Source organism: Bacteroidota bacterium, assembly GCA_018831055.1.
GTDB lineage: Bacteria > Bacteroidota > Bacteroidia > Bacteroidales > B18-G4 > M55B132.
This window is the reverse complement of sequence record JAHJRE010000194.1, coordinates 1-23068: the sequence shown is the minus strand read 5'-3', so window position 1 is coordinate 23068 and position 23068 is coordinate 1. Positions and strand designations below refer to the sequence as shown.

15 protein-coding genes are annotated in these 23068 nt (G+C 45.1%); 11 read left to right on the top strand and 4 right to left on the bottom strand.

Features of this window, described 5'->3' with window-relative positions; translation table 11 throughout:
• Positions 1-162: 162 nt before the first annotated feature.
• Positions 163-1146, bottom strand: a complete 984-nt coding sequence (locus KKA81_12790; protein ID MBU2651805.1) for a D-alanine--D-alanine ligase — start codon at positions 1144-1146, stop codon at positions 163-165.
• 146 nt (positions 1147-1292) lie between these two features.
• Between KKA81_12790 and KKA81_12785 the strand changes: the two genes are divergently transcribed.
• From KKA81_12785 to KKA81_12775, 3 genes are read left to right on the top strand one after another with little or no spacing between them, the layout of a single operon-like run.
• A complete protein-coding gene (locus tag KKA81_12785; GenBank protein MBU2651804.1) occupies positions 1293-2141 on the top strand; it encodes a PASTA domain-containing protein in 849 nt (282 codons plus the stop codon).
• Between the two features lie 13 nt (positions 2142-2154).
• Positions 2155-4290 carry a T9SS type A sorting domain-containing protein gene (locus KKA81_12780; protein MBU2651803.1) on the top strand — a complete coding sequence of 712 codons (2136 nt, stop codon included), beginning with the start codon at positions 2155-2157 and terminating at the stop codon, positions 4288-4290.
• A gap of 13 nt (positions 4291-4303) precedes the next feature.
• Positions 4304-5341 (top strand): RluA family pseudouridine synthase, encoded by a 1038-nt coding sequence (locus KKA81_12775; protein MBU2651802.1) that lies wholly within the window; start codon positions 4304-4306, stop codon positions 5339-5341.
• A 19-nt stretch (positions 5342-5360) separates the two neighbouring features.
• Here KKA81_12775 and KKA81_12770 read toward each other — a convergent pair whose 3' ends face one another.
• Both KKA81_12770 and KKA81_12765 read right to left on the bottom strand, forming a co-directional pair.
• Positions 5361-7232, bottom strand: coding sequence for a T9SS type A sorting domain-containing protein (locus tag KKA81_12770; GenBank protein MBU2651801.1), 1872 nt, complete (start codon positions 7230-7232; stop codon positions 5361-5363).
• 99 nt (positions 7233-7331) lie between these two features.
• The gene (locus tag KKA81_12765; GenBank protein MBU2651800.1) at positions 7332-9755 is read right to left on the bottom strand and encodes a PKD domain-containing protein; all 2424 of its coding nucleotides are present in this window, start codon (positions 9753-9755) and stop codon (positions 7332-7334) included.
• 137 nt (positions 9756-9892) lie between these two features.
• Here KKA81_12765 and KKA81_12760 point away from each other — a divergent pair, with 137 nt between their 5' ends.
• The 8 genes from KKA81_12760 (at position 9893) to pyrF (ending at position 21827) form a co-directional block, all read left to right on the top strand.
• Positions 9893-11278, top strand: a complete 1386-nt coding sequence (locus KKA81_12760) for an MFS transporter (GenBank protein MBU2651799.1) — start codon at positions 9893-9895, stop codon at positions 11276-11278.
• 11 nt (positions 11279-11289) lie between these two features.
• Complete coding sequence (gene rfaD, locus KKA81_12755; protein ID MBU2651798.1) at positions 11290-12261, top strand: ADP-glyceromanno-heptose 6-epimerase; 972 nt, start codon at positions 11290-11292, stop codon at positions 12259-12261.
• Between the two features lie 161 nt (positions 12262-12422).
• Complete coding sequence (secDF, locus tag KKA81_12750) at positions 12423-15584, top strand: protein translocase subunit SecDF (protein ID MBU2651797.1); 3162 nt, start codon at positions 12423-12425, stop codon at positions 15582-15584.
• 66 nt (positions 15585-15650) lie between these two features.
• Positions 15651-15974: a twin-arginine translocase TatA/TatE family subunit gene (locus KKA81_12745; protein ID MBU2651796.1), complete on the top strand. Its 324-nt coding sequence runs from the start codon at positions 15651-15653 to the stop codon at positions 15972-15974.
• Between the two features lie 65 nt (positions 15975-16039).
• The gene (locus KKA81_12740) at positions 16040-18511 is read left to right on the top strand and encodes an OmpA family protein (protein ID MBU2651795.1); all 2472 of its coding nucleotides are present in this window, start codon (positions 16040-16042) and stop codon (positions 18509-18511) included.
• Positions 18512-19684, top strand: coding sequence for a phosphoribosylformylglycinamidine cyclo-ligase (locus KKA81_12735; protein MBU2651794.1), 1173 nt, complete (start codon positions 18512-18514; stop codon positions 19682-19684).
• Between the two features lie 175 nt (positions 19685-19859).
• Positions 19860-20930: a peptide chain release factor 1 gene (gene prfA, locus KKA81_12730; protein ID MBU2651793.1), complete on the top strand. Its 1071-nt coding sequence runs from the start codon at positions 19860-19862 to the stop codon at positions 20928-20930.
• Positions 20931-20996: 66 nt separating this feature from the next.
• On the top strand, positions 20997-21827 hold the full coding sequence (gene pyrF / locus KKA81_12725) for an orotidine-5'-phosphate decarboxylase (GenBank protein ID MBU2651792.1): 831 nt from the start codon (positions 20997-20999) through the stop codon (positions 21825-21827).
• Here the strand turns inward: pyrF and KKA81_12720 are convergent.
• Complete coding sequence (locus KKA81_12720) at positions 21824-22849, bottom strand: branched-chain amino acid aminotransferase (protein MBU2651791.1); 1026 nt, start codon at positions 22847-22849, stop codon at positions 21824-21826. The genes pyrF and KKA81_12720 overlap by 4 nt on opposite strands.
• Between the last annotated feature and the right edge of the window lie 219 nt (positions 22850-23068).

Genomic DNA, 23068 nt, shown 5'->3' with positions numbered 1-23068 from the left:
TCGGAGAAGGGGCTCCCGCGCTAATCACACCAATCAAGGTAAATCCGGTTCAGTTTTGCAGTCACGTCTCCCCTCTCCTTCAGGAGAGGGGCCGGGGGGTGAGGTGGTGTGATCGGAGAGGGGGCCGAGGGGTGAGGTGCATTATTCATTGTTCATTATTCATTATTCATTATTCATCGCCTCCTCCAATACAGACGAAAACATCTCCCTAAGTGAAATACCAACGTATTGAGCCTGTTGAGGTATAATACTGTTTTCCGAAAGGCCTGGGACTGTATTGACCTCCAGGAAAAACAGGTCTTCATCATTAAAAATATAATCAAACCTTACAAAGCCCCGGCAATCAAGATGTTTGTATAAATGCAGAGACTTCTCACGACAGTTAAGTTCAATGTATTTGGGTATCAGGGCCGGTGTTATTTCATCGGCCACACCGGGGGTATATTTGGCTTCGTAATCAAAGAATTCTTTCTTACTCACAATCTCCGTGATCGGCAAATCAATGATCTTACCATTGAATTTCATAACCCCACAGGTTATTTCCCGGCCTTTAATGAACCTTTCTACAAGAACACTTTCGTCCTCCTGGAATGCCCTGTCTATAGCTGCCTTAAGATGCTTCTCATCCTTAACCTTGGTAATGCCCACGCTTGACCCACCCATATTAGGTTTTACAAATACCGGTAAGCCTATGGCCCTGATGATGTCTTCCGTATCAACTCTTTGATTCTTATGGATCAAAACAGAAGGAGCAGTCCTTACCCCGAAAGAACGAACCAGGTTATTGGTGAAGTATTTATTAAAGGTAAGTGCGGAGGTAACCATACCGCTGGAAGTATAGGGTATTCCAAGCATATCGAAATAACCCAGCAGCCTACCATCTTCTCCTGGAGTACCGTGAATGGCTATAAAAACGCAATCAAATAGAATCTTTTCACCTTCGGGAGATGCGCTGAAATCATTCCGGTCGATCTGGTGTGCATTGCCCTTTTCATCAATCAGCTCCCAAAGCCCGTTCTTCATCCTTACTATATAGGCATTGTATAGTTCAGAATCCAGATTCCGCTTTACAACGGCCGCACTTTTCATGGAAATATCAAATTCTCCGGAATCTCCTCCTGCAGCAATGGCAATGTTCTTTTTCATAGGCCGGCTAACCTCATCTGTTATGTTAACTAATCCTTTAATTCTTATCTTTGCGGGACCCGGACAATAAAGCCGGCAGGGCGGTAGTTATGGTTGAGGCGTCTCTGCCTGGCTGAGCCCGCTTTACCCACGTAAAGGTAGAAAAAATGAGCTTTCTCGGATTTCTGACTAAAAAGAATTTTTATCTGCACCTCGTTATCTCCGTTGTGCTTACCCTCATTTTACTCTTCATCGTTTTGCGCCTCTTAAAAACCTACACCAACCATGGTGAAGAATATGTGGTTCCGGATTTTTACGGCCGGACTATCGAAGAGCTACAATCAGAGAAATTCGACAAGATCTACGAATTTGTAGTAATTGATTCTATTTTCGACCCATCAAACAACAAGAAAGCCATTGTGATCCAAAATCCTATACCCGGTTCCAGAGTAAAGATGGGAAGAAAAATTTATGTGACCATTGTGGCCTCTTCAGCAGAAATGGTGGAAATGCCGGACCTGATAGACCTTACTCTTCGACAGGCAATCAACAGACTGCGCTCCAAAGGACTGAGAATTAACCGCCTGGAATATGCCGAAGATTTTGCAGATAATGCCGTCCTGGAACAAATTTACGATAATGAGATGATTGAGGCTGGTACCATGTTGGAGAAAGGCTCGGCCGTAAACCTCGTTCTCGGCATCGGAAGTAATCCGGAAGCACCCGTTCCTTTCCTGATCGGAAAAACGCTGTCAGAATCCCTTGACCTTATCAACCTATCGTCTTTCAACACAGGAACACAATATTTTCTGGATGAAAGAGACCCTAAACACGTAAGAGTTTACCGTCAACAACCCGAGTGGTCGGATAAAGCAACACTTACCAAAGGAATGGAAATAAATATCTGGTTGCGATCCGACTTTAGCTTTGATTTTGATGCATTGATCCGGAGTTATCAACCGGATACTGCAATAACAGATACTATAATCAGGCAGGAAATGCCGGAAGAATTTTAAACAATAAGCAATTATGCGCTATTTTCTGGTTTTCATATTCTTATCCACATTCTCAACCCTGCTTTCCGCCCAGGAAATTTTAAGCGGATTGCAATACAATCCTGTAATCAAACAAGCCAGGATTTCCCAGGGGAATGAAGATGCCTCCCGGAGGATCATTGTAGTCAAGCCTTTGCAATTGCCCTTCTTTGATGATTTTCAGCAGGAAAATATTTTCCCTGACACTTCCCGGTGGCTTGACCTGGATGTTTTTGTCAATGCCGACTTCCCATATCGCTCCGTGAATGTCGGAGCCGCTACTTTCGATGCCATTGATGAATACGGAAATCTTTACACAGGCGCCAGTTCCTTCCCTTTCATTGCCGACCACCTCACGTCAAAACCTATTCGCCTCGACTCGGTTTTTCTTCCGGCACCCAGGGCAATAACCCTTGCAGACTCTGTCTACTTCAGCTTTTTCTTCCAACCCCAGGGAAGAGGAAACAAACCGGAGACCTGGGATAGCCTCGTTTTGCAATTCGGACATCCCAGCGGAGATTCAGTTTATGTTTATTCCGACTCCATTCCTGTTCCCATCAGCGCTTATATACAACCCGGCGATACCATCTTCCCACTCGATACTCTCTTTGCACCACCCTACTGTGATTCCAACAAATACGTGATCGCCGACAGGTATTATTTTTTCGGGGATACGGTTATCATGCCCTGTAAAGATGTTTTTATTCCCGACTATAACTGGAAAACAGTCTGGGCTTCGGAAGGAATGGCTCTGGATACCTTTTATGCCAGGTTTGGAACATACTCCCTGCAGGTACTCATACCCATTACCGATAGTGCCACCTGGTTCAGGAAAGATTTTATGTTCCGCTTTTATAATTATGCCAGCCTGGCCACCAGCAATGTTCCAAGCTGGAGGTCCAACACCGACCACTGGAATCTTGATTATGTTTATCTGAACATTGGGCGTTCACCGGGAGACACCACTTACAGAGATATCAGTTTCGTAGAAAAAGCGCCTTCCATGTTGATAAATTACCAGTCGATGCCCTATTCCCAATATAAAAACGACCCGACCAATGCGTTGCAGGACTCCATCCGGCTGTTCATCAGCAACCTTTACAATGAAGCCTTTAACACTGATTACGGGTATACTGTTACTGAGGTAGGTGGCTCTGTCGTCCATTTTCATGACGGTGGAGGATGCAACCTGCCTCCCTTCTATTCGTTCGGGTACCAAAGGTGCGACCAAACCTGCGGTGCATCAAGGGCTTGTCCGACCATCGATTTCATCTACCCACTCGGCTTCGGTAAAGATAGTGCCGCCTTTGAAGTCCGCCATGTGATCAGCGGTTTCACCGCCTCCGACACCGTTGGGGATACCATTACCCTGAATCAGGAATTCTATAATTATTATGCTTATGACGATGGAACACCCGAAGCCGGTTACGGCATTAACCTTGCCGGAGGAAAAGTAGCTTACCGCTTCCGGCTTAATGAAAGAGATACCCTCCGGGCTATACGGATGTTCTTCAACCGTACCGAAGGTAACGCCAACGATCAGTACTTCGACCTCGCTGTCTGGCGCGATAACAACGGTGAACCCGGGGAAATGGTCTATCGCCAACTGGACCTCAAACCCAAATTCTCAAACGATCTTTACCATATACAAACATATTACCTTGAAGAGCCTGTCCCTATTAATAATGTATTTTATATCGGCTGGATACAATCGACAGGCGATAATCTGAATGTTGGATTTGATACTTACAACGACGCATCGCCCAATATTTATTACAATGTTTATGGTTACTGGGAAAAAACAGCATTTACCGGATCCCTCATCATGCGTCCGGTCATAGGAAAACCCTTCGACCCAACCGGCATCCCGGGAAAAACAATGCAAAATACTAACCTAAGCATTTATCCAAACCCTGCTTCAGGAGACCTTATCCATATTATCCTGGAATCCAGCCTTTCTGATTACAGTCCTGTACTTGAGGTATTCAATGTTGTTGGAGAAAGGGTTCTTGTGATGCCTTACAACGAAACACTTAATGTATCAGGACTACCTGAAGGATTATACATAATCAGGGTTTTAATCCCCGAAACCGGTAAAGCGTTTACCGGGAAAGTGATTATCAGCCGCTAAGATTGCCTTGCACATGGATGAAAGACCTGATATCCGCGAAGAAGAACAGGATCTTTATGAACATTACTGCTTTGTGGTGGATAAAGGGCAAAGCTTGCTCAGAATTGACAAATTCCTGATGTATAAGATCCAAAATGCATCCAGGAACAAGATCCAGAATGCTTCCCGCGCAGGTAACATCCTGGTGAATGAGCAGGCTGTTAAACCTAACTATAAGGTCAAACCCGAAGATGTTATATCTATCGTTCTATCCTACCCTCCAAGGGAAATAGAGATCATTCCTCAGGATATACCTATTGATATAGCCTATGAAGATAATGACCTGATCTTCATCAACAAACAAGCCGGAATGGTAGTTCACCCCGCATACGGAAACTACACTGGTACCCTGGTGAATGCCCTTACTTATTATATGCGCAAGCAAAGCGGCGACCCCGAAGCTTTCCCATACCTCGTGCACCGTATTGACAAAGACACTACAGGCATCATGGTAGTAGCAAAAAATGAAATTGTGCAGTCAAAACTGGCAAAGATCTTTTTTGATCACGATCTCGACCGCAGATATATTGCCCTGGTATGGGGAGATCCGGGAAATGATGAAGGAACCATTACCGGAAATATCACACGCAGTAACAAAGACCGGAAGATATTCACGGTAACGGAAGAAGAAGACAAAGGCAAACATGCTATAACTCATTACAGGGTTTTAAAGCGCTTCCGTTATGTAACCTTAGTGGAATGTACTCTCGAGACAGGCAGAACACATCAGATCAGGGTTCATTTCAAGCATGCTGGACATCCCTTGTTCAATGATGAAACCTATGGTGGTAATGCAATACTGAAAGGCACCACCTTCACCCGGTACAGGCAGTTTGTAGAAAATTGTTTTAAAATACTACCCCGTCAGGCTTTACACGCAAAATCCCTGAGATTCAATCATCCTGTTACAGGAAAACCGGTATTCATAGATTCGGAATTACCTCAGGATATGCAGGAAGTGATTAACAGATGGGACAATTATACCCTTCATAACAACGGGGAACAGAATTAATTCACAATTCCGAAGATTTTCAGTTCAGGATGATAAGCTTTTCAGGATCAAACTCTTTTTCATCGACCTTATACTTCACAAAATACATACCCTCACGCAATTCGGGCAATTGTATCCTGTAAAGATTCGATGATTGCTCCTCATGGAGTTCTTTTACCATGCGGCCGGTTATATCATAAAATTCCAGGATGACAGAAGTAGCTCTATCCCTGCCAAGATCCATATAAAAGTGATCCACAGCAGGATTGGGATAAAACAAAGCTCTTACTTCAATATAATCCCTTTTCACGAGAGTATCGGAGAAAATTCCGTCGCTGATGGCAAGTCGTACATCATACCTGCCAACACTGTTATAGCCTACATTAATAGAATCATGGATGGTGGAGCTCCCCGGATTGCCCGCCTCAAAATACCAGTCCCAGAACGCCGGCTTACCCGATGATTGATCCAGAAAAGTAACATAATCACCCGTGGTGATCGCAATCTTATCAGCATAAAACCCGGCTGAGAGAATATTTCCATAACCAAAACCTTCAAGTTCCGTTACTCCTGTATTATCAGGATCGAGCCAGGGTTTGAGCTGGGTGGAAGATATGCTGCCATTTGACTCCCAATGCCAGCTAAACTTTCCATAATAGTCCGGACCCGAAGTATTCTGACAGGAAGCAGCTCCTCCAGTCAGGGTTCCTGCTATCTGATGCTGCTCGTTGAAAATCGGCGAGCCTGAAGAACCACCCTCCGTAACCCCATGACCTGAAACTGTTTCCGCCCATACAACCCTCCAGTACATAGCATCAGGACTGGTGCCTCCGGAATTGTATTCGCTGGATATCAAAGGTTCGGTGTAAGTTGATATCTTTTTTATATCGCCTTTGGGATGATGAATCCCTACCCCGCTTTCGCTGCTGCTGTTGTTACGGTTCCATCCATTGAAATAGGGATTGTAACTTTCGGGCAAATCATCTCCAAGCAACAGCAATTTAAAATCCGACCCCAACGATGGATTATTATATCCTTTTGCTATTAGTGTTGACCCTGTGATCGTCTGTGAAAGAGGGCTGATCAATGGATTTTCACAACCTGCGGCTTCGTAGTTAAAATAAAATACCCACTGCGAATAATCCCCGGTTGAAGCATCGGGTCCACAATGGTTTGCAGTAAGGAAGTATGGCGTGCTATCCTGCCGCACATTATTAACCAGCGATCCTGTGCACAGGTATGCCGATCCTCCTTCCTTCAAAATGATCTTTGCCACGCCCCGCTTTTCATCTTTCCAGGCATTGCCTTCCGGACAGTTTACATTAACCTCGCAGGGGCCGGAATCACCAAACCCGCGTAAATCACCTAGGTTCTGGTAAGCATACAATATCTCGTTCACCTCCAGCATAAGATCATTCACTGTCGCTGTCGGTCCGTTATATTCCAGGATCAATTCATCTCCAGGTATCAGTTCCGTAGCAAACAAACCCCTTTCCGTGTTGTTATCCTGTGTAAATGCACCTATGATCTTTGAGTAATCCGGCGTATAAACAAACAGCCTTCCTCCTTCCGGAATCCTGAAGGAAGAATAATACAATCCGAGCCCAAGTGCACCTCGTACCCTGATCCCCAATCGCCATATGCCCTGTCCATCAGGAAATACATCCCAACGGCCTGAGTTCTCCGGTCTTAGCGAAACGGCAATGGTTACCCCAACCTTTGGTGGTAATTTTTCACGAGTGTCTGGTTCAATATAAGGTGCGTTGAATTCCTGGAAAACCACTTGCTCATTGGCTGATTTCCAAATTATACTAAGAGGTTGCCCCCCATGAGAAATCTGTCCGGATATTATCTCCGGCACCAGGAACCACGCAACAAGAAAACAAAAAAATGTCTTTTGGGATCGTTTCATACTCGCCGTTATCAATATTGCAAATATAAAAAAAGGCTGCCTGATTTTACCGGATTGTTTTCCGGTGAAGCAGGCAGCCTTTCCTGATAAAAATATCTGCTATTTCATCAGATATAGTTTATGATTCGATGATTTTCCGTCATATTCCAATCGCAGGAAGTAAATACCGTTGGCTTCCCCGCTAAGGTCAAGGGTCACCTGGGTATTTCCTTCTTCGAGAATGGTTCTGCTCACCTCAAGGCCAATGGCATTGATAACATGTATGATAGCACGATTGATGCCTTCTTCCACTTTAACGGTAAAATTGCCTTTGGATGGATTGGGGAAGATTACCACGGGATCTTCACCCTGGAACTCATTCACTCCGACACCACCAACAATGATATACCCGGATTTCTGGATGTAATGTGAACCCAGATCATTGGAAACGGTTAGTTTGACGTCATATTCTCCCGGGTTATTATAGGTAACAGCCGGAGGTGTTTGACCTGTGTATGCTCCCGGCGATCCTCCGAAGAATTTCCATGACCAGTTTGTTGGGTCATTGATCGAGAGGTCAGCAAAAGTGACCGATTCTCCGGCAAGAATTGATGTCTGATCGGCTTCAAATTCGGCGAAAGGTCCTCCAACCGTGATATAAGCCTCTTTTACCAACATATCGTCGCCATATTGGTTTGTAGCAGTGAGAGTCACATTATAGTTTCCGGTCTCATCGTATTGTATTCCCTGGGGATCCTGATCGGTGGATGTCTCAGGAACTCCTCCGGGAAACTCCCATAACCACTCGATGGGATCGTTAGAAGAGATATCTTCAAAATTGACCGACTCTCCATTCTGCAGGTAGGTATTATTAGCAGTAAAGTCGGTTTCAGGCGCCCCGACAATGATCATCTCGAGGCTGTCTTTGGTAGCTGAACCGGCTGAACTGGAGGTTGTGAGTGATACATCAAAACGGCCGGCAGCGGCATAGGTTACCAACGGAGGATTTTGCCCGGAATATGTTGCCGGATCCCCTCCTTCAAAGGTCCATTCCCATTCGGTGCAGTTACCTGCTGTCATATCAGTAAACTGAACGGATTCCCCGGGCTGCAAACTGGTAACATCGGCAGAAAAGCCGGGGGAAGGTGCAGTGGGATTATACATTCCATCCCATACCTCTACACCGGTATTCAGCGGATCAAGCCAGGGTTTTAATTGCTGTGAAGGCAGGCTGCCCATTTGATCCCACGAATAAGAAAGCTTACCGTAAAGACTGTAAAGCGGATCCTCGCAGTCGTCAGGTGGGCCCCCGGTGAGGTCACCCACGATACGACCATCCTGATTAAACAAAGGAGAACCGGATGAACCACCCTCTGTGATAGAGGTGCCGTGCGTCGTTTCTGCCCACCATACCCTCCAGTGCGACAAAACACCGTAGTTGTTCCACTGTGATGATGCGGCAGGAAGAGTAAAAGTGGATATTTTCTTTATGTCGCCGGCAGGATGGTGAATACTGACACCGCTGTCGGCAGGAACATTCCTTCTGTCCCAACCATTGAAATAAGGACTGTACGATGCCGGAACACCATAATTTAGCTGTAACAGCAGAAAATCGGAACCGGGCTCGTAATCCCCTTCAGCTTTCTTGGCACAACCGGTTTGTGACTGTGTCGATGGACCCCAGTTTCCTGTACATGTTGATGATTCATAATTATAATAGAACACCCACTGGTTCATATCAGCTACCGTCGCCCCTTCACCGCAGTGGAAAGCTGTAAGTACGTATGGTGTTTTATCCTGTGCTGTATTATTGATCAGTGATCCTGTACACAAATAGTAACCCCAACCGATCTTCATATACTGCTTCACCACACCCTTCTTTTCGTCCTGCCAGTTATCACCTTCAGGTGAACAAATAATATTGATCATACACCATAGCGACCCACCCTTTTCAACGTAATCAAAACTAACACCACGGTAATTATATGCAATTTCTGAAATTGCAAGATTGGGCATTATCTCCGTGCCTGCCGGATGGTAATACTCAAGGGTAACTTTATCGCCCTGCACAAGCTGTGTAGCAAACATACAGTCGGGATTGTTGTTCTCTTCGGTAAAAGCGCCAATCACCTGATCCTTCTTTTCATTATACAGGAAGAGCTTGCCACCATAAGGCAGCCAGAAATCATCGTAATAAACGCCCAGGGCCATAGCTCCTTCGGAAACAAGAGTAAGTCTCCATATCTTATCCCCGTCCGGCAACTCAGTCCAGGTTCCTGAATTCTCTATACTCAGATTTACCGGGACAGACACACCTACCCGGTATGGCTTCGGAAACGCGTCAACGGCATTCTGTTCATCCTCAGCATAGATTGCATTCATATCCGGTGCCGGAAATGCCCTGGTATCAAATGTATTATCCAGGCCGCTTATCAAAAAACTCGGGGGTAAGCCTCCCTCGCTGCGTTGCCCCAAGGCCTGTTGTCCTATTCCCATAAAAATAATGGCAAGAAACAGAATAGAAATTCGTGGTAATAAATTCATAACTAAAGATTTAATGGATAGCTTCTTTGGTTTACGCAACAAAGATAATATTAATTTGACAACCGGTTCAATCCATGATGCCCCATATTTTTGAATTATTAGTTGTACTTTTGGGCGGCATTCCCAAATCAGGATATATGAATCATATTTCAAAAGTTCTACGCGATTATCCTGGCACCCGCTGGGCTATGATGCTGCTTGTTAGCTTTCTCATGGCTGCTAACTATTTCTTTTATGATGTTTTAAGTCCGCTCAAAGCCACACTGCAGGAGCATCTGAACATGTCGTCCCAGGATTACGGTATCATCGTTGGTTTCTATGCATTCCCCAATACTTTCCTCCTGATGGCCATCCTTGGGGGGATAATTCTCGATAAACTGGGGATACGGCCTACAGGATTTCTGTTTGCAGTATTCATGCTTATCGGGGCATCCCTAACTGCTTACGGAGCTTCGGATTATTTCCATCAGGGAGGTATAGGCTACAAATTTATGAGCTCCTTCCTTACAGGTTATTCCCCGGAAGTGAAAATGATGTCGCTTGGTATGCTGATCTTTGGACTGGGAGCAGAAACCAGTATCGTAGTAACAAGCAAGATCCTGGTAAAATGGTTTAAAGGTTATGAGATTGCCCTGGCCTTTGGAATAAACCTGGCACTAGCGAGGATAGGCACGGCACTGGCTTTTGTGCTTCCGGAAAGTATGGCTCAGGCTTTCAACTACACAACCCCGGTGTGGTTTGGGGTGATGTTACTGCTGATCGGCTTTTTAGGATTCCTGATTTATATGATGTATGATATCAAACTTGACAGGCAGGTAAAAGATTCGGAAAGGCTTTTATCAAAAGACGAGGAATTCCACTTCAGCGATCTGAAAAAACTGTTTACCAACCGCTCATTTCTTTTTATCACTGCACTTTGCGTTACTTTCTATGCTGCTGTATTCCCGTTTCTTAAATATGCCCCCGATTTTATTTACCATAAATACGGTATTTCAAGAGAAACAGCAGGACTGGTGGCATCCTTCCTGCCGTTCGGCACAGTGGTGTTTACTCCCTTATTCGGATTATTTGTCGACAAGATCGGTAAGAGTGCGTCTATGATGATCTATGGCTCAGTGATGCTCATCATAATTCACCTTTTATTTGGTTTGACAGGTTTTAATCCATACGTACTCATGATATTACTGGGAATAGCCTTTTCGCTGGTACCCGCAGCTATGTGGCCTTCTGTAGCCAAGATAGTGCCGGAAGCACGTATTGGGACCGCTTACGGGGCCATGTTTTCATTGCAGAACCTGGGGCTTTTTGCCGTTCCCATCCTGGCTGGAACCATACTCGATTCCACGAATCCTGGTGTTACACCCGAAATGATAGAAGCCGGTGCACAACTTAATTATACTCCCACAATCCTTATGTTCGTAATTTTCGGTGTGCTGGGCGTGATCTTTGCATTCCTCCTGAAGTGGGATGACAAACATTCGGGATATGGTCTCGAATTACCATCCAACAGTAAAGAAAATTAATCGTCATGGAAATGAAAACCATCATAGTTACCGGAGCCGCAGGATTCATTGGAAGCATTGTCATAAGTTATCTGAACAGCCGGGGTTATGATAATATCATTGCTGTAGATGAGTTTTCACGACAAGAAAAGAATATAAATCTACAGAATATATCGGGTCTGATAAAGATTAACCGGGACGAGCTCTTTTCCAGGCTGAAAAAAGAAAACATCAGAACGGATTTCTTTTTCCATATCGGCGCCCGAACCGATACAACAGAATTCGACAAAAAAGTATTTGATAGGCTAAACACGGGGTATTCCAGGATGGTGTGGGAATATTGCACCATGCATCAGGTCCCGCTTATCTATGCCTCCTCCGCTGCTACATACGGTCTGGGAGAACATGGATATGAAGATGACCATAAGCTTATTCCCCTTCTCAAACCACTGAATCCTTACGGGGATTCGAAAAATGAGTTCGATATCTGGGTTTTAAAGCAACAGGAACAACCTCCATGCTGGGCCGGGTTTAAATTCTTTAATGTATATGGCCCCAACGAATACCATAAAGGCAGGATGGCATCCGTCATTTTCCATGCCTTCAGGCAAATCCAGGAAACCGGGAGAGTCAGACTCTTCCGGTCACACAAGGACGGATACCGTGACGGAGAACAACTGAGGGATTTTATTTATGTTAAAGATGTGGTGGATGTTCTTCTGCATTTCATGGAAAACCGACCGGAAAACGGCATTTACAATCTGGGAACAGGTAAAGCCAGAACTTTTCTCGACCTCGCAAAAGCAACCTTTTCCGCAATGGGAGTTCAACCCCAGATCGATTTCATCGACACACCCGCCGACATCAGGGATAAATATCAGTATTTTACAGAAGCACGAATGGAAAAACTTCTTTCCACAGGTTATCCCGGTAAATTTCACTCCCTCGAATCAGGAATTGCCGATTATGTGAAAAATTACCTCATTCCTGGAAGATATTTATAAAAATGTGTGTGTCTGTAAAAACTAACAGATGGCTGCAGGTTGCAATCTGCAGGCTGCAAGCTGCATGCTTCAAAATAATGCCTTGCGAAATTGTTAATTAACAAATAATATTCTATTTTTGCACCCTCAAAAATTTGAAGTAATCCTAAAATACATACCAAATGCAAAGTAAAGGTGCTATTAAGTTTTTTGCTATTGCTTTTGCGATTGTTTGTCTCTTCCAGCTTTCTTTCACGTTTTTTACTTCTAAAGTAGAAAGGAATGCCAAAAGTTATGCATTCAGTGAAGCTTCTGATAAACTTGCAAAGCAAATGGCAAAAGGAGATGAGCTGAGAGAAACCTATCTTCTGGACTCCATTCACAAAGCAAGACAGACGTATTACCTCGACTCCATGTCGAATCAGGTTGTTTATGACATCCTGCTCAGGGAATACACATATCAGGAAACCAAGGAAAGAGAGATCAACCTGGGTCTTGACCTCAAGGGGGGTATGAACGTGACCATGGAAATCAATGTTGGCGACATCGTCAATGCCCTTTCCGGTTACAGCCAAAATCCAACCTTTGTGGAAGTTCTGAACCGCACTTACTATAAACAACGCAGCAGCACCAAGGATTTTGTGTCTCTTTTCGGTGAAACCTGGGATGAAGTAGCACCTACCGAAAGCATGGCGGCTGTATTTAACATCGTAGAATTAAAAGATAAGATCTCTTATAATTCGACCAATGCTGAAGTACTGGATGTGATCCGGGAAGAGACGGAAGGAGCTATAGACCGTTCTTTCAATATTCTTCGTACCCGTATCGACCGTTTTGGGGTAACCCAGCCTAATATTCAGAAACTGGCTACATCAGGGCGTATCCTGGTTGAGTTACCTGGTATCAAAGACCCCGCCCGTGTCAGGAAACTTTTGCAGGGAACAGCAAAACTGGAGTTCTGGGAAACGTATGATTTGCCGGAAGTTATAAATTACCTGGTTGAATCCAACCGACGCCTCCGCACCATCATGGGCACCGAGGAAATTACAAATGAAAACCGTCCGGAAGGTGAAGACATCGAAGCTTTACAAAACGATCAAAGAGAAACCCTCACCACTGAAGAAACCGTTGATACGGAGGGAGGCGCGCTGATTACCGAAACCACCATTACCGAAGAGGATACTGCAGCCGGAAGCAGCCTGCTCGACCAGATCGAAAGCGACACCTCTCTTAGTGCCCAGGATCGCTCTTTTGAGGACTATGCCAAGGAAAACCCGCTGTTTGCCTTTCTGCTGGTTAATATCGACCAGGAAAACAGGCCTATACAATCAGCCACTGTAGGTTATGCAGCCATAAAGGATACTGCCCGTATCAATACTATGCTTAAGAGAACCCGCACAATTTTTCCACGCGATCTTAAGTTGACCTGGACAGTAAAACCCCGCCAGGAAGGCAGCAATATCCTGGAACTTGTCGCCCTTAAAGCTACCGGTAGAAACAATAGCGCAGCCCTTGGCGGAGATGTGATTGTAGACGCACGCCAGGATTACAGCCAGACCGGACAGGTAGAAGTAACCATGGCTATGAATGGGGAAGGTGCCAGGGTATGGAAGAGAATCACCGGCGAGAATATCGGCAAGCAGGTTGCCATCGTTCTCGACGGATATGTTTATTCATACCCGAATGTTAACGATGAGATCCCCAATGGAAGATCATCTATCACCGGTATAGGAAGCATAGAAGAAGCAAAAGACCTTGCCAACATCCTGAAAGCAGGTAAATTACCTGCCCCCGCCAGGATAGTTGAGGAAGCTGTTGTTGGCCCCTCCCTGGGTCGTGAAGCCATTACCTCCGGATTATGGTCGTTTGTGCTCGCATTTAGCCTGGTACTTCTTTATATGATACTTTATTATAACCGTGCCGGATGGATCGCCGACCTTGCTCTGCTTACCAATATTTTCTTCATATTCGGTATCCTTGCTTCACTGGGTGCAGTATTGACACTGCCCGGTATCGCCGGTATCGTTCTTACACTAGGTATGGCAGTGGATGCCAACGTAATCATTTATGAGCGTATCAGAGAAGAAATCCGCGCCGGTAAAGGAATAAGGCTTGCCATAAGCGATGGTTACAAAAATGCGTACTCCGCCATCATCGACGGTAACGTTACTACATTGCTTACAGGTATCGTTTTGTACGTTTTCGGAACCGGCCCTGTACAAGGTTTTGCCACTACCCTCATCATCGGTATCCTTTCCTCACTCTTCTCAGCTATATTCATTTCAAGACTCATCTTCAACTGGCTGCTGGATAAAAACAAGGAAATCAATTTCGATAACAGCATTACACGGAATATCCTTGCTAACGCAAAATTCGACTTCCTGAAAATGCGCCGGGGAGCTTATATATTCTCCTCAGTGATCATTATAATAGGGATCGCATCGTTGTTTGTCAGAGGCTTGAACTTCGGAATTGACTTCAGTGGTGGGAGAACTTATGTGGTACGTTTCGATCAGCCCGTGAACACTGCCGACATACGCACAGCACTAACCGCTGAATTTGACAATGTTGCCCCGGAAGTAAAAACTTTCGGCCCGACAACTCAGGTCAAAATCACTACGAAATACATGATCGACGATGAATCGCCGGCTATCGATTCCATCATACAAACCAAACTCTACAGCGGTTTGAAGCCTTTCTTCCAGAAAAATGACCTGGCTTACAAAACCTTTGCTACGGATGTGGAGACCAGCGACAAACTCATCGGTATCTTAAGTTCGCAAAAGGTTGGGCCTACCATTGCAGATGATATCCGCAATAAAGCCATCCTGGCCGTTTTCTTCGCTCTGGTAATTATCTTCGTTTATATTGCCATAAGGTTTAAAAGATGGCAGTTTGGTCTGGCCGGGGTTATTGCTTTGTTCCATGACTCCATGATCACCATCGGGCTGTTCTCGCTGTTCTATAATGTTTTACCTTTCAGCCTTGAGATCGACCAGGCATTTATTGCCGCCATCCTGACCATTATCGGTTATTCCATCAACGATACTGTTATCATCTTCGACAGGATCAGGGAGTATAACTTCCTGTATCCCAAGAAAGAGCTTTCGGTTAACATTAACAATGCCCTCAACAGCACATTGGGCAGAACCCTGAATACCGCGGGTACAACCATTGTTGTATTGCTTGCCATATTTATCTTTGGTGGTGAAATAATCCGTGGATTCACCTTTGCATTGCTTATCGGTATTGTCATCGGAACATATTCTTCACTGTTCAATGCAAGCCCGATTGCCTATGACCTGCTCACCAGAAGGAAGACTAAAACGTTGAAAAAAAAGTAATTCGAGAATAACAAACAAGAGGAAAAAGTCCGGTTAACGCACCGGACTTTTTTTTATTTTTGCTTAATGAGCTTAACCCAGACACTCATACATAATCTTCTTTTCCTGGATATTTCAGGAGGCGAACTATTGATCATTCTGATCGTGGCCTTCCTGGTATTCGGACCTCAGCGTATCCCCGAAATAGCGAGAAAAATCGGACGGGGTATGAGTGAGATCAAAAAAGCTTCCAACCAAATTCGTAACGAAATCAACAAAGAAGTAAGGGATGTAAAAAATTCCGTCAGTGTAAATCTTGATGAACCGGCCAGGAAAGCTAATCAAACACAGGAAACCGCAATTCCAAAAACTGAACATAATCCTGACAAAAACAAAGATAATATTTTGTAGAGAATGTAGAGATAACAAATAAAACCGGCAACTTGCCGTTTAACTTCAGAAAGTATTGTAAAAAGATGAGATTAAATAGATTATTCTTCTTATTATCCGTTTTTTTCTTTCTCCTTTCCTCCCTTTCCTACGGGCAGGAAAAGAAAAGGGCTATTACGCGCAGTGCGGATGACGCTTTCGAAGACCAGCGCTATGCCGTGGCCATCGACCGTTATCAGAAAGCTTATTCGCGGGCTAAAAAGAATAAGAATGAAAAAGACCGGATCACGTATCAGCTTGCCGAATGTTACCGTCTTACCGGTGAATTCAAAAAAGCCAAGGGCTATTATAAACGGCTGATCCGCAGCAATTATGAACGTAAAACCCCTCTCATTCTCCTCCATTATGCCGATATCCTGAAAATGGATGAAGACTTTAAGGAAGCTAAGGATTATTACAACCTGTATGCCGAGAAGGTACCGGATGATCCAAGAGGCCCGAACGGAGCCGCATCCTGTGACATGATAGAGGAATGGATAGCAAATCCAACCAAGCACGAAGTAGAGTATATTAAAAAGATCAATTCCCGTGAATCTGATTTTGGCGCCGTTTACGGCAGCGATAATTACAACGATCTTATATTTACCTCAACACGTGAAGGAGCGACAGGAAAGGGAAAAGATGAGTGGACAGATCAGAGCTTCAGTGATCTTTTTTATACACGCATCGACAGAAAAGGAGAATGGAGCGAACCTGTGCTCCTGACCACCGAAGAAGACGGAATCAACACCGAAGCCAATGAAGGCGCACCTGCCATGAACAGCCGTTATACAGTCTTGTACTTTACCCGCTGTCCGAATGTGGAAGAAAGAAATATGGGGTGCCAGATATACAAAGCTTCCCGCTCGGGACGTACCTGGAGTAAGCCTGAAATGGTAAGACTCAGCAACGACTCTTCCGAAGCCATCGGCCATGCCACCCTCAGCAAGAATGAACTTATCCTTTATTTCTCCAGCGATCGCAAAGGAGGATACGGGGGTAAGGATATCTGGGTTGCTTTCCGTGAAACTAAAGACGAAAACTTCAGTTATCCATACAACCTGGGGCCGGAGATCAACACTCCCGGTGATGAGCTTTTCCCCTTCCTCCGAAACGATACTATCCTGTATTTTTCCTCCGATGGCCATCCCGGAATGGGCGGACTCGATATCTTCTATTCAATGATCGATACTTCAGGAAACTGGACAATCCCCACAAACCTGATGTATCCCATGAATTCAACCTATAACGACTTCGCCATCATGTTCCATCCGGAAGAAGAAAAAGGGTTCTACGCTTCCGACCGTCGTGGTGCCAAAGGCGGAGATGACATCTTTTCCTTCACTGTGCCACCCCTCGAATTCACCATCCAGGGAACCATCACCGACGACCGAACCTTGCAGTTTGTGCTGGATGCCGTGGTTACCCTGATCGGTTCCGATGGTGTGTCGGTATCAACACGTTCCAACGATAAAGGATTTTATATGTTCGGAACCTCCCAGGTGAAAAAGAACACTACCTACGACATCCTGGTAACCAAGGAAAATTACTTTAATTCCAAGACAACCTTAACTACGGTCGGAGAAGAAGTAGGACGTGATTTCATACGCGATTTCGTATTGAAGCCCATCCCGGAAGAACCGATTGTGCTTCCTGAAATACTCTATGACCTTGCAAAATGGGATTTAAAACCCCAATATGAAGACTCCCTGCAGGGCCTTATTACTACTCTTGACGAAAACCCGAGGATAGTTGTTGAGCTCGCATCCCACACCGACGCCCGCGACACGGAGGAAAGAAATGACATCCTTTCCCAGAAACGAGCCCAATCGGCAGTTGACTATCTTATCCTTCGTGGAATCGACCCCTATCGACTCGTTGCAAAAGGATATGGGGAACGCCAGCCCAGAGTGCTTCTCAAAGATATGACCCGTGATGGATACACTTTTAAAAAGGGTGATGTGCTAACCGAAACCTATATCGAAGCCCTCCCATCCACAGAGATAAAAGAAGCCGCCCACCAGTTGAACCGGCGAACAGAGTTCAGAGTACTCCGCAAGGATTATATCCCCAGATCAACAACCCAGGAAGAAATCGCTGAGGTCAAGATAGAAATTAACCCGGAAGATAACGTTGTGATATTCAAAACCGAACCGAAAACCGGAGCATACCAGATACCATGCATCATTAACGGATTCAACGAGGAATTTACCTATGATGCCAATACGAAAGCCCAGGTGTCGGCCGAAAAGGCCCTTGATATGCTTAGAAAGGGTATTATCGACAAATCCGATTTCCGGGGTGATCCTGCTGAGATCCTGGGAGATAATACCATCAGGAACAATTCCATATTTGTAGTCAAGGAATTGAGGATAGGGTCTAAAACACTGCAGGATATTGAAATGGTTGTCAACCAACGCCTGCAATACCCCATTGTTTTCGGTAACTGGCTTCTCGACAAGGTTGGAAAATACAATATTAACGATAAGACCCTGAGGATCACTTTTGAATATAAGTAAATGAGCGAGGAGCAAACAAGGTATGGTAAACGGGGTGTGTCTTCCTCCAAGGAAGATGTTCACCGTGCCATCCGGAATATCGACAAAGGACTGTTTCCTAATTCATTTTGCAAAATCATACCCGATATTTTGGGTGGTGACCCGGATTTTTGCAATATCATGCATGCTGATGGGGCAGGTACCAAATCCTCACTAGCTTACCTTTACTGGAAAGAAACGGGAGACCTGCGGGTTTGGAAGGGTATAGCCCAGGATGCTATCGTGATGAATACTGACGATCTTATTTGCTCAGGAGTCACAGGAAACATGCTGCTCTCTTCCACCATTGGCCGGAATAAGAACCTCATTCCTGGTGAAGTGATAGCCGCCATCATCGAAGGAACGGAAGAATTCCTGGCCAACATGCGCAGCATGGGAATCAATATAATCCTTACCGGAGGTGAAACGGCCGACCTGGGTGATCTGATAAGAACTGTGGTGGTCGATTCTACCGTCACAGCCAGGGCGAAAAGGGAAGAGATCATCAATATAGCCATCCAACCAGGGGATGTAATCGTGGGACTTGCCTCTTTCGGTAAGGCCATTTACGAAGACCGCTACAACGGAGGCATGGGCAGCAACGGGCTTACATCGGCTCGGCATGATGTTCTGCATCACATGTATGCCGGTAAATCCCCTGAATCCTTTGATCCCGGCATACCTGCTGATCTCGTGTATTCCGGTAGCAGGAAACTGCTGGACCCCTCACCGGTACCGGGTATTAACACAGGAGAACTGATACTGTCACCAACCCGGACTTACGCTCCTATTATCCGCGACATCCTGGAAGAACATCGAAAGGGGATACACGGAATCATCCATTGCAGCGGTGGAGCCCAAACGAAAGTGCTTCATTTCGCAGGAAACATACATATCATCAAAGACAACCTCTTTCCCGTGCCCCCTTTGTTTGCTTTGATACAGGAAGAATCCGGTTCATCATGGAAAGAGATGTATCAGGTCTTTAACATGGGGCACCGTATGGAACTGTATCTCCCTCAGGAATATGCGGAAACAGCGATCGATATCGCCACATCCTACAACGTGGAAGCCAGAATAATAGGGCACGTGAAACAATCAACAAAACCAACCCTCACCATCAAAACACCCACCCAAACCCTCAACTACCCCTAAGCCCTGATATCAGATATCAGATATCAGATCTCAGATCTCAGATCTCAGATCTCAGAAATCTCTCCTCTATCCTCTATCCTCTATCCTCTAATCTCTATTCCCTAATCCCTAATCCCTAATCCCTAATCCCTATCACTCACAAATAATCGTACCTTTGCATTTCAAATTTTAAACGATGTTAGATAAGTTATCAGGAATTTACGAACGGTACAAGGCTATCCGTGAGCAGATGAACGATCCCTCCGTGATGTCGGATATGAAGCGCTACATCAAGCTTAACAAGGATTATAAGGATCTGGAACCTATTGTTGAGGCATATCAGAAGTACAAAAACATAATGGGGAATATTGAATCCTCCAAAGAAATCCTGAAAACCGAGAAAGATGAGGAATTCCGCGACATGGCAAAACATGAGCTTGACACTCTTTATGAGGAGCGGGAAAAGCTGGAGGAGGAAATTAAGTTTTTGCTCATTCCGGAGGATCCTCAGGATAGTCGCAACGCTATCGTGGAGATCAGAGCCGGCACGGGAGGTGACGAGGCAAGCATTTTTGCAGGGGATCTTTACAGAATGTACACCCGTTATTGCGAGACTGTGGGTTGGAAGATTGAACCTGTTAACGCAACCGAAGGCACTGTAGGCGGATTCAAAGAGGTGATCTTCAATGTTAAGGGAGATAAGGTTTATGGAAGGCTCAAGTTCGAATCAGGTGTTCACAGGGTGCAGCGTGTCCCAAAAACTGAAACACAGGGAAGGGTGCACACATCGGCAGCTTCTGTGGTTGTTCTTCCTGAAGCTGAAGAATTTGATGTGGAAGTAAAGCTGGAAGATATCCGTCGGGATACCTACTGTTCTTCCGGGCCCGGAGGACAATCGGTAAATACGACCTATTCAGCAGTAAGGCTCACACATATCCCTACAGGAATTGTAGTTACTTGCCAGGATCAAAAGTCGCAGATAAAAAACTATGAACGGGCTATGGTTGTTTTACGCACACGCATCTACGAAAGGGAATACAAGAAATATCTCGATGAGATTTCATCAAAAAGAAAAACCATGGTTTCCACAGGCGACCGCTCAGCTAAAATACGCACTTATAACTGGCCTCAGGGCCGTGTGACCGACCACCGTATCAACCTGACTCTTTATAACCTTCAGAGTATTATCGACGGAAATGTAGATGAACTCATCGATCAACTCCAACTTGCCGAAAACGCTGAAAGATTAAAAGAAGAACTTGCCTGATCCTCTCCAAAACCAGATTATCCCCACATAACCATATAACCATATAACCATATAACAGTATAACCAATGAACAAAAACTCATTAATCAACAATATAAAGGAAAAAAAATCATTCCTGTGTATCGGCCTCGACTCCGACATTAACAAAATACCAAAGCATTTGCATGTTAAAGGGGATCCTGTATTCGAGTTCAACAAGGCCATCATTGATGCCACGCATGATCTTGCCATTGCATACAAGCCCAACATTGCATTCTACGAAAGCAGAGGCAGCGAAGGATGGAATAGTCTCCGCAAAACCATCGAATACCTCAAACAGTACGATAAGGAGATTTTCACCATTGCCGATGCCAAACGTGGCGACATAGGGAACACATCCAGACAATATGCCAAGACCTTCCTGGAGTATCTCAATTTTGACGCCATCACCGTTGCTCCATACATGGGAGAAGATTCCATAACTCCATTTCTTGAGTACGAAGATAAGTGGGTGATTCTGCTGGCACTCACATCCAATAAAGGTGCGCTGGATTTTCAGATGATAAGCGACAGAGATGATGACCTGCGCTTATTTGAGAAAGTTCTGACCATCTCACAAAAATGGGGAAACCCTGAAAATATGATGTATGTGGTTGGGGCAACACAGGCTGAGATGTTGCAGACAGTGAGAAAACATGTTCCCGACCATTTTCTGCTAGTACCCGGGATAGGAGCTCAGGGAGGAGACCTCAAAGAGGTTGTAAAAAATGGCATTAACAGCGATTGCGGACTGATAGTCAACTCATCACGTGATATTATTTTTGCCGACAATACGGAACTCTTTGCCGAAACGGCCCGTGAAAAAGCAAGAAAAATGCAGGCCCTGATGGAGAGCCTGCTTCTGGAAAATAATTTCTAGTCTTTTTCTATAATCTCCACCCAGTTGTATGGATCGGGTTCCTCTCCGAACTGAATGGCACGTAGTTTATTATACAAAGCAGTAGACTTCGGGCCGGCTTTACCGTCTTTGCAGTAAATGTATTGTTTACCGGAATCACGATCCTCGATCATACAAATCGGGGAAATGATGGCTGCTGTTCCACATGCACCAGCCTCTTCAAACTCCTCCAGTTCTTCTACAGGCACATGCCTTTGTTCAACCGTCAAACCCATATCTGTAGCAAGCTGCCGCAGACTCATATTGGTGATAGAGGGCAGGATGGTATGCGAATCCGGCGTCACATAGGTGTTGCCCTTGATCCCAAAAAAGTTGGCAGGTCCAGCCTCATCAATGTATTTTTTGTGCATGGAATCATGGAATAAAACTGAAGCAAAACCCTCATCTTTGGCCCTGGCTGCAGGACGAAGGCTAGCTGCATAGTTACCGCCTACTTTGATATGTCCTGTACCATTCGGTGCAGCACGATCGTAGTCTTTAACAAGCTGAATCTTTACCGGGTTGAAACCCTCTTTGAAATAAGGCCCAACCGGCCCTACGAAAATCATGAACATATATTCCGTAGCCGGCTTAACTCCTACCTGCGGTCCGGTGCCGATCAGGAGCGGTCGAATATACAAAGCAGCCCCCGTACCGTACGGTGGAATATATTTCCAGTTCAGCCTGACCGCTTTGATTATCGCTTCCTTGAAGAGCTCCAACGGCACTTTTGCCATCATGATCCCATCAGCCGAACGCTGCATGCGACGGGCATTTTCTTCCCACCGAAAAACCCTAACTTTACCGTCTTTCCCATGAAAGACTTTCATACCCTCAAAGGCTTCCTGACCGTAATGCAAACAGGTAGCAGCAATGTGAATGGAAATGTACTCTGAAGAGGAAATTTCCAATTCCCCCCATTTTCCATCCCTGTAATAACAACGTACATTGTAGTCTGTCTTGAAATATCCGAACGGCAGACTTCCCCAATCAATATTTTCCATAAAATCAGTATTTAATGGTTTTCTGTCTTCCAAAGTTCGTCCCGGCTAAAATAATAATTATATCCTAAATCCTAAATAGAAATTGCTCTAAATAGAATATTAACACGAAAAATACACCAGACCCCCGGCCCCTCTTTGATCACAACGCCTCACCCCCGGGTCCACTTTAATCACAACACCTCACCCCCGGCCCCTCTCCGATCATACCACCTCACCCCC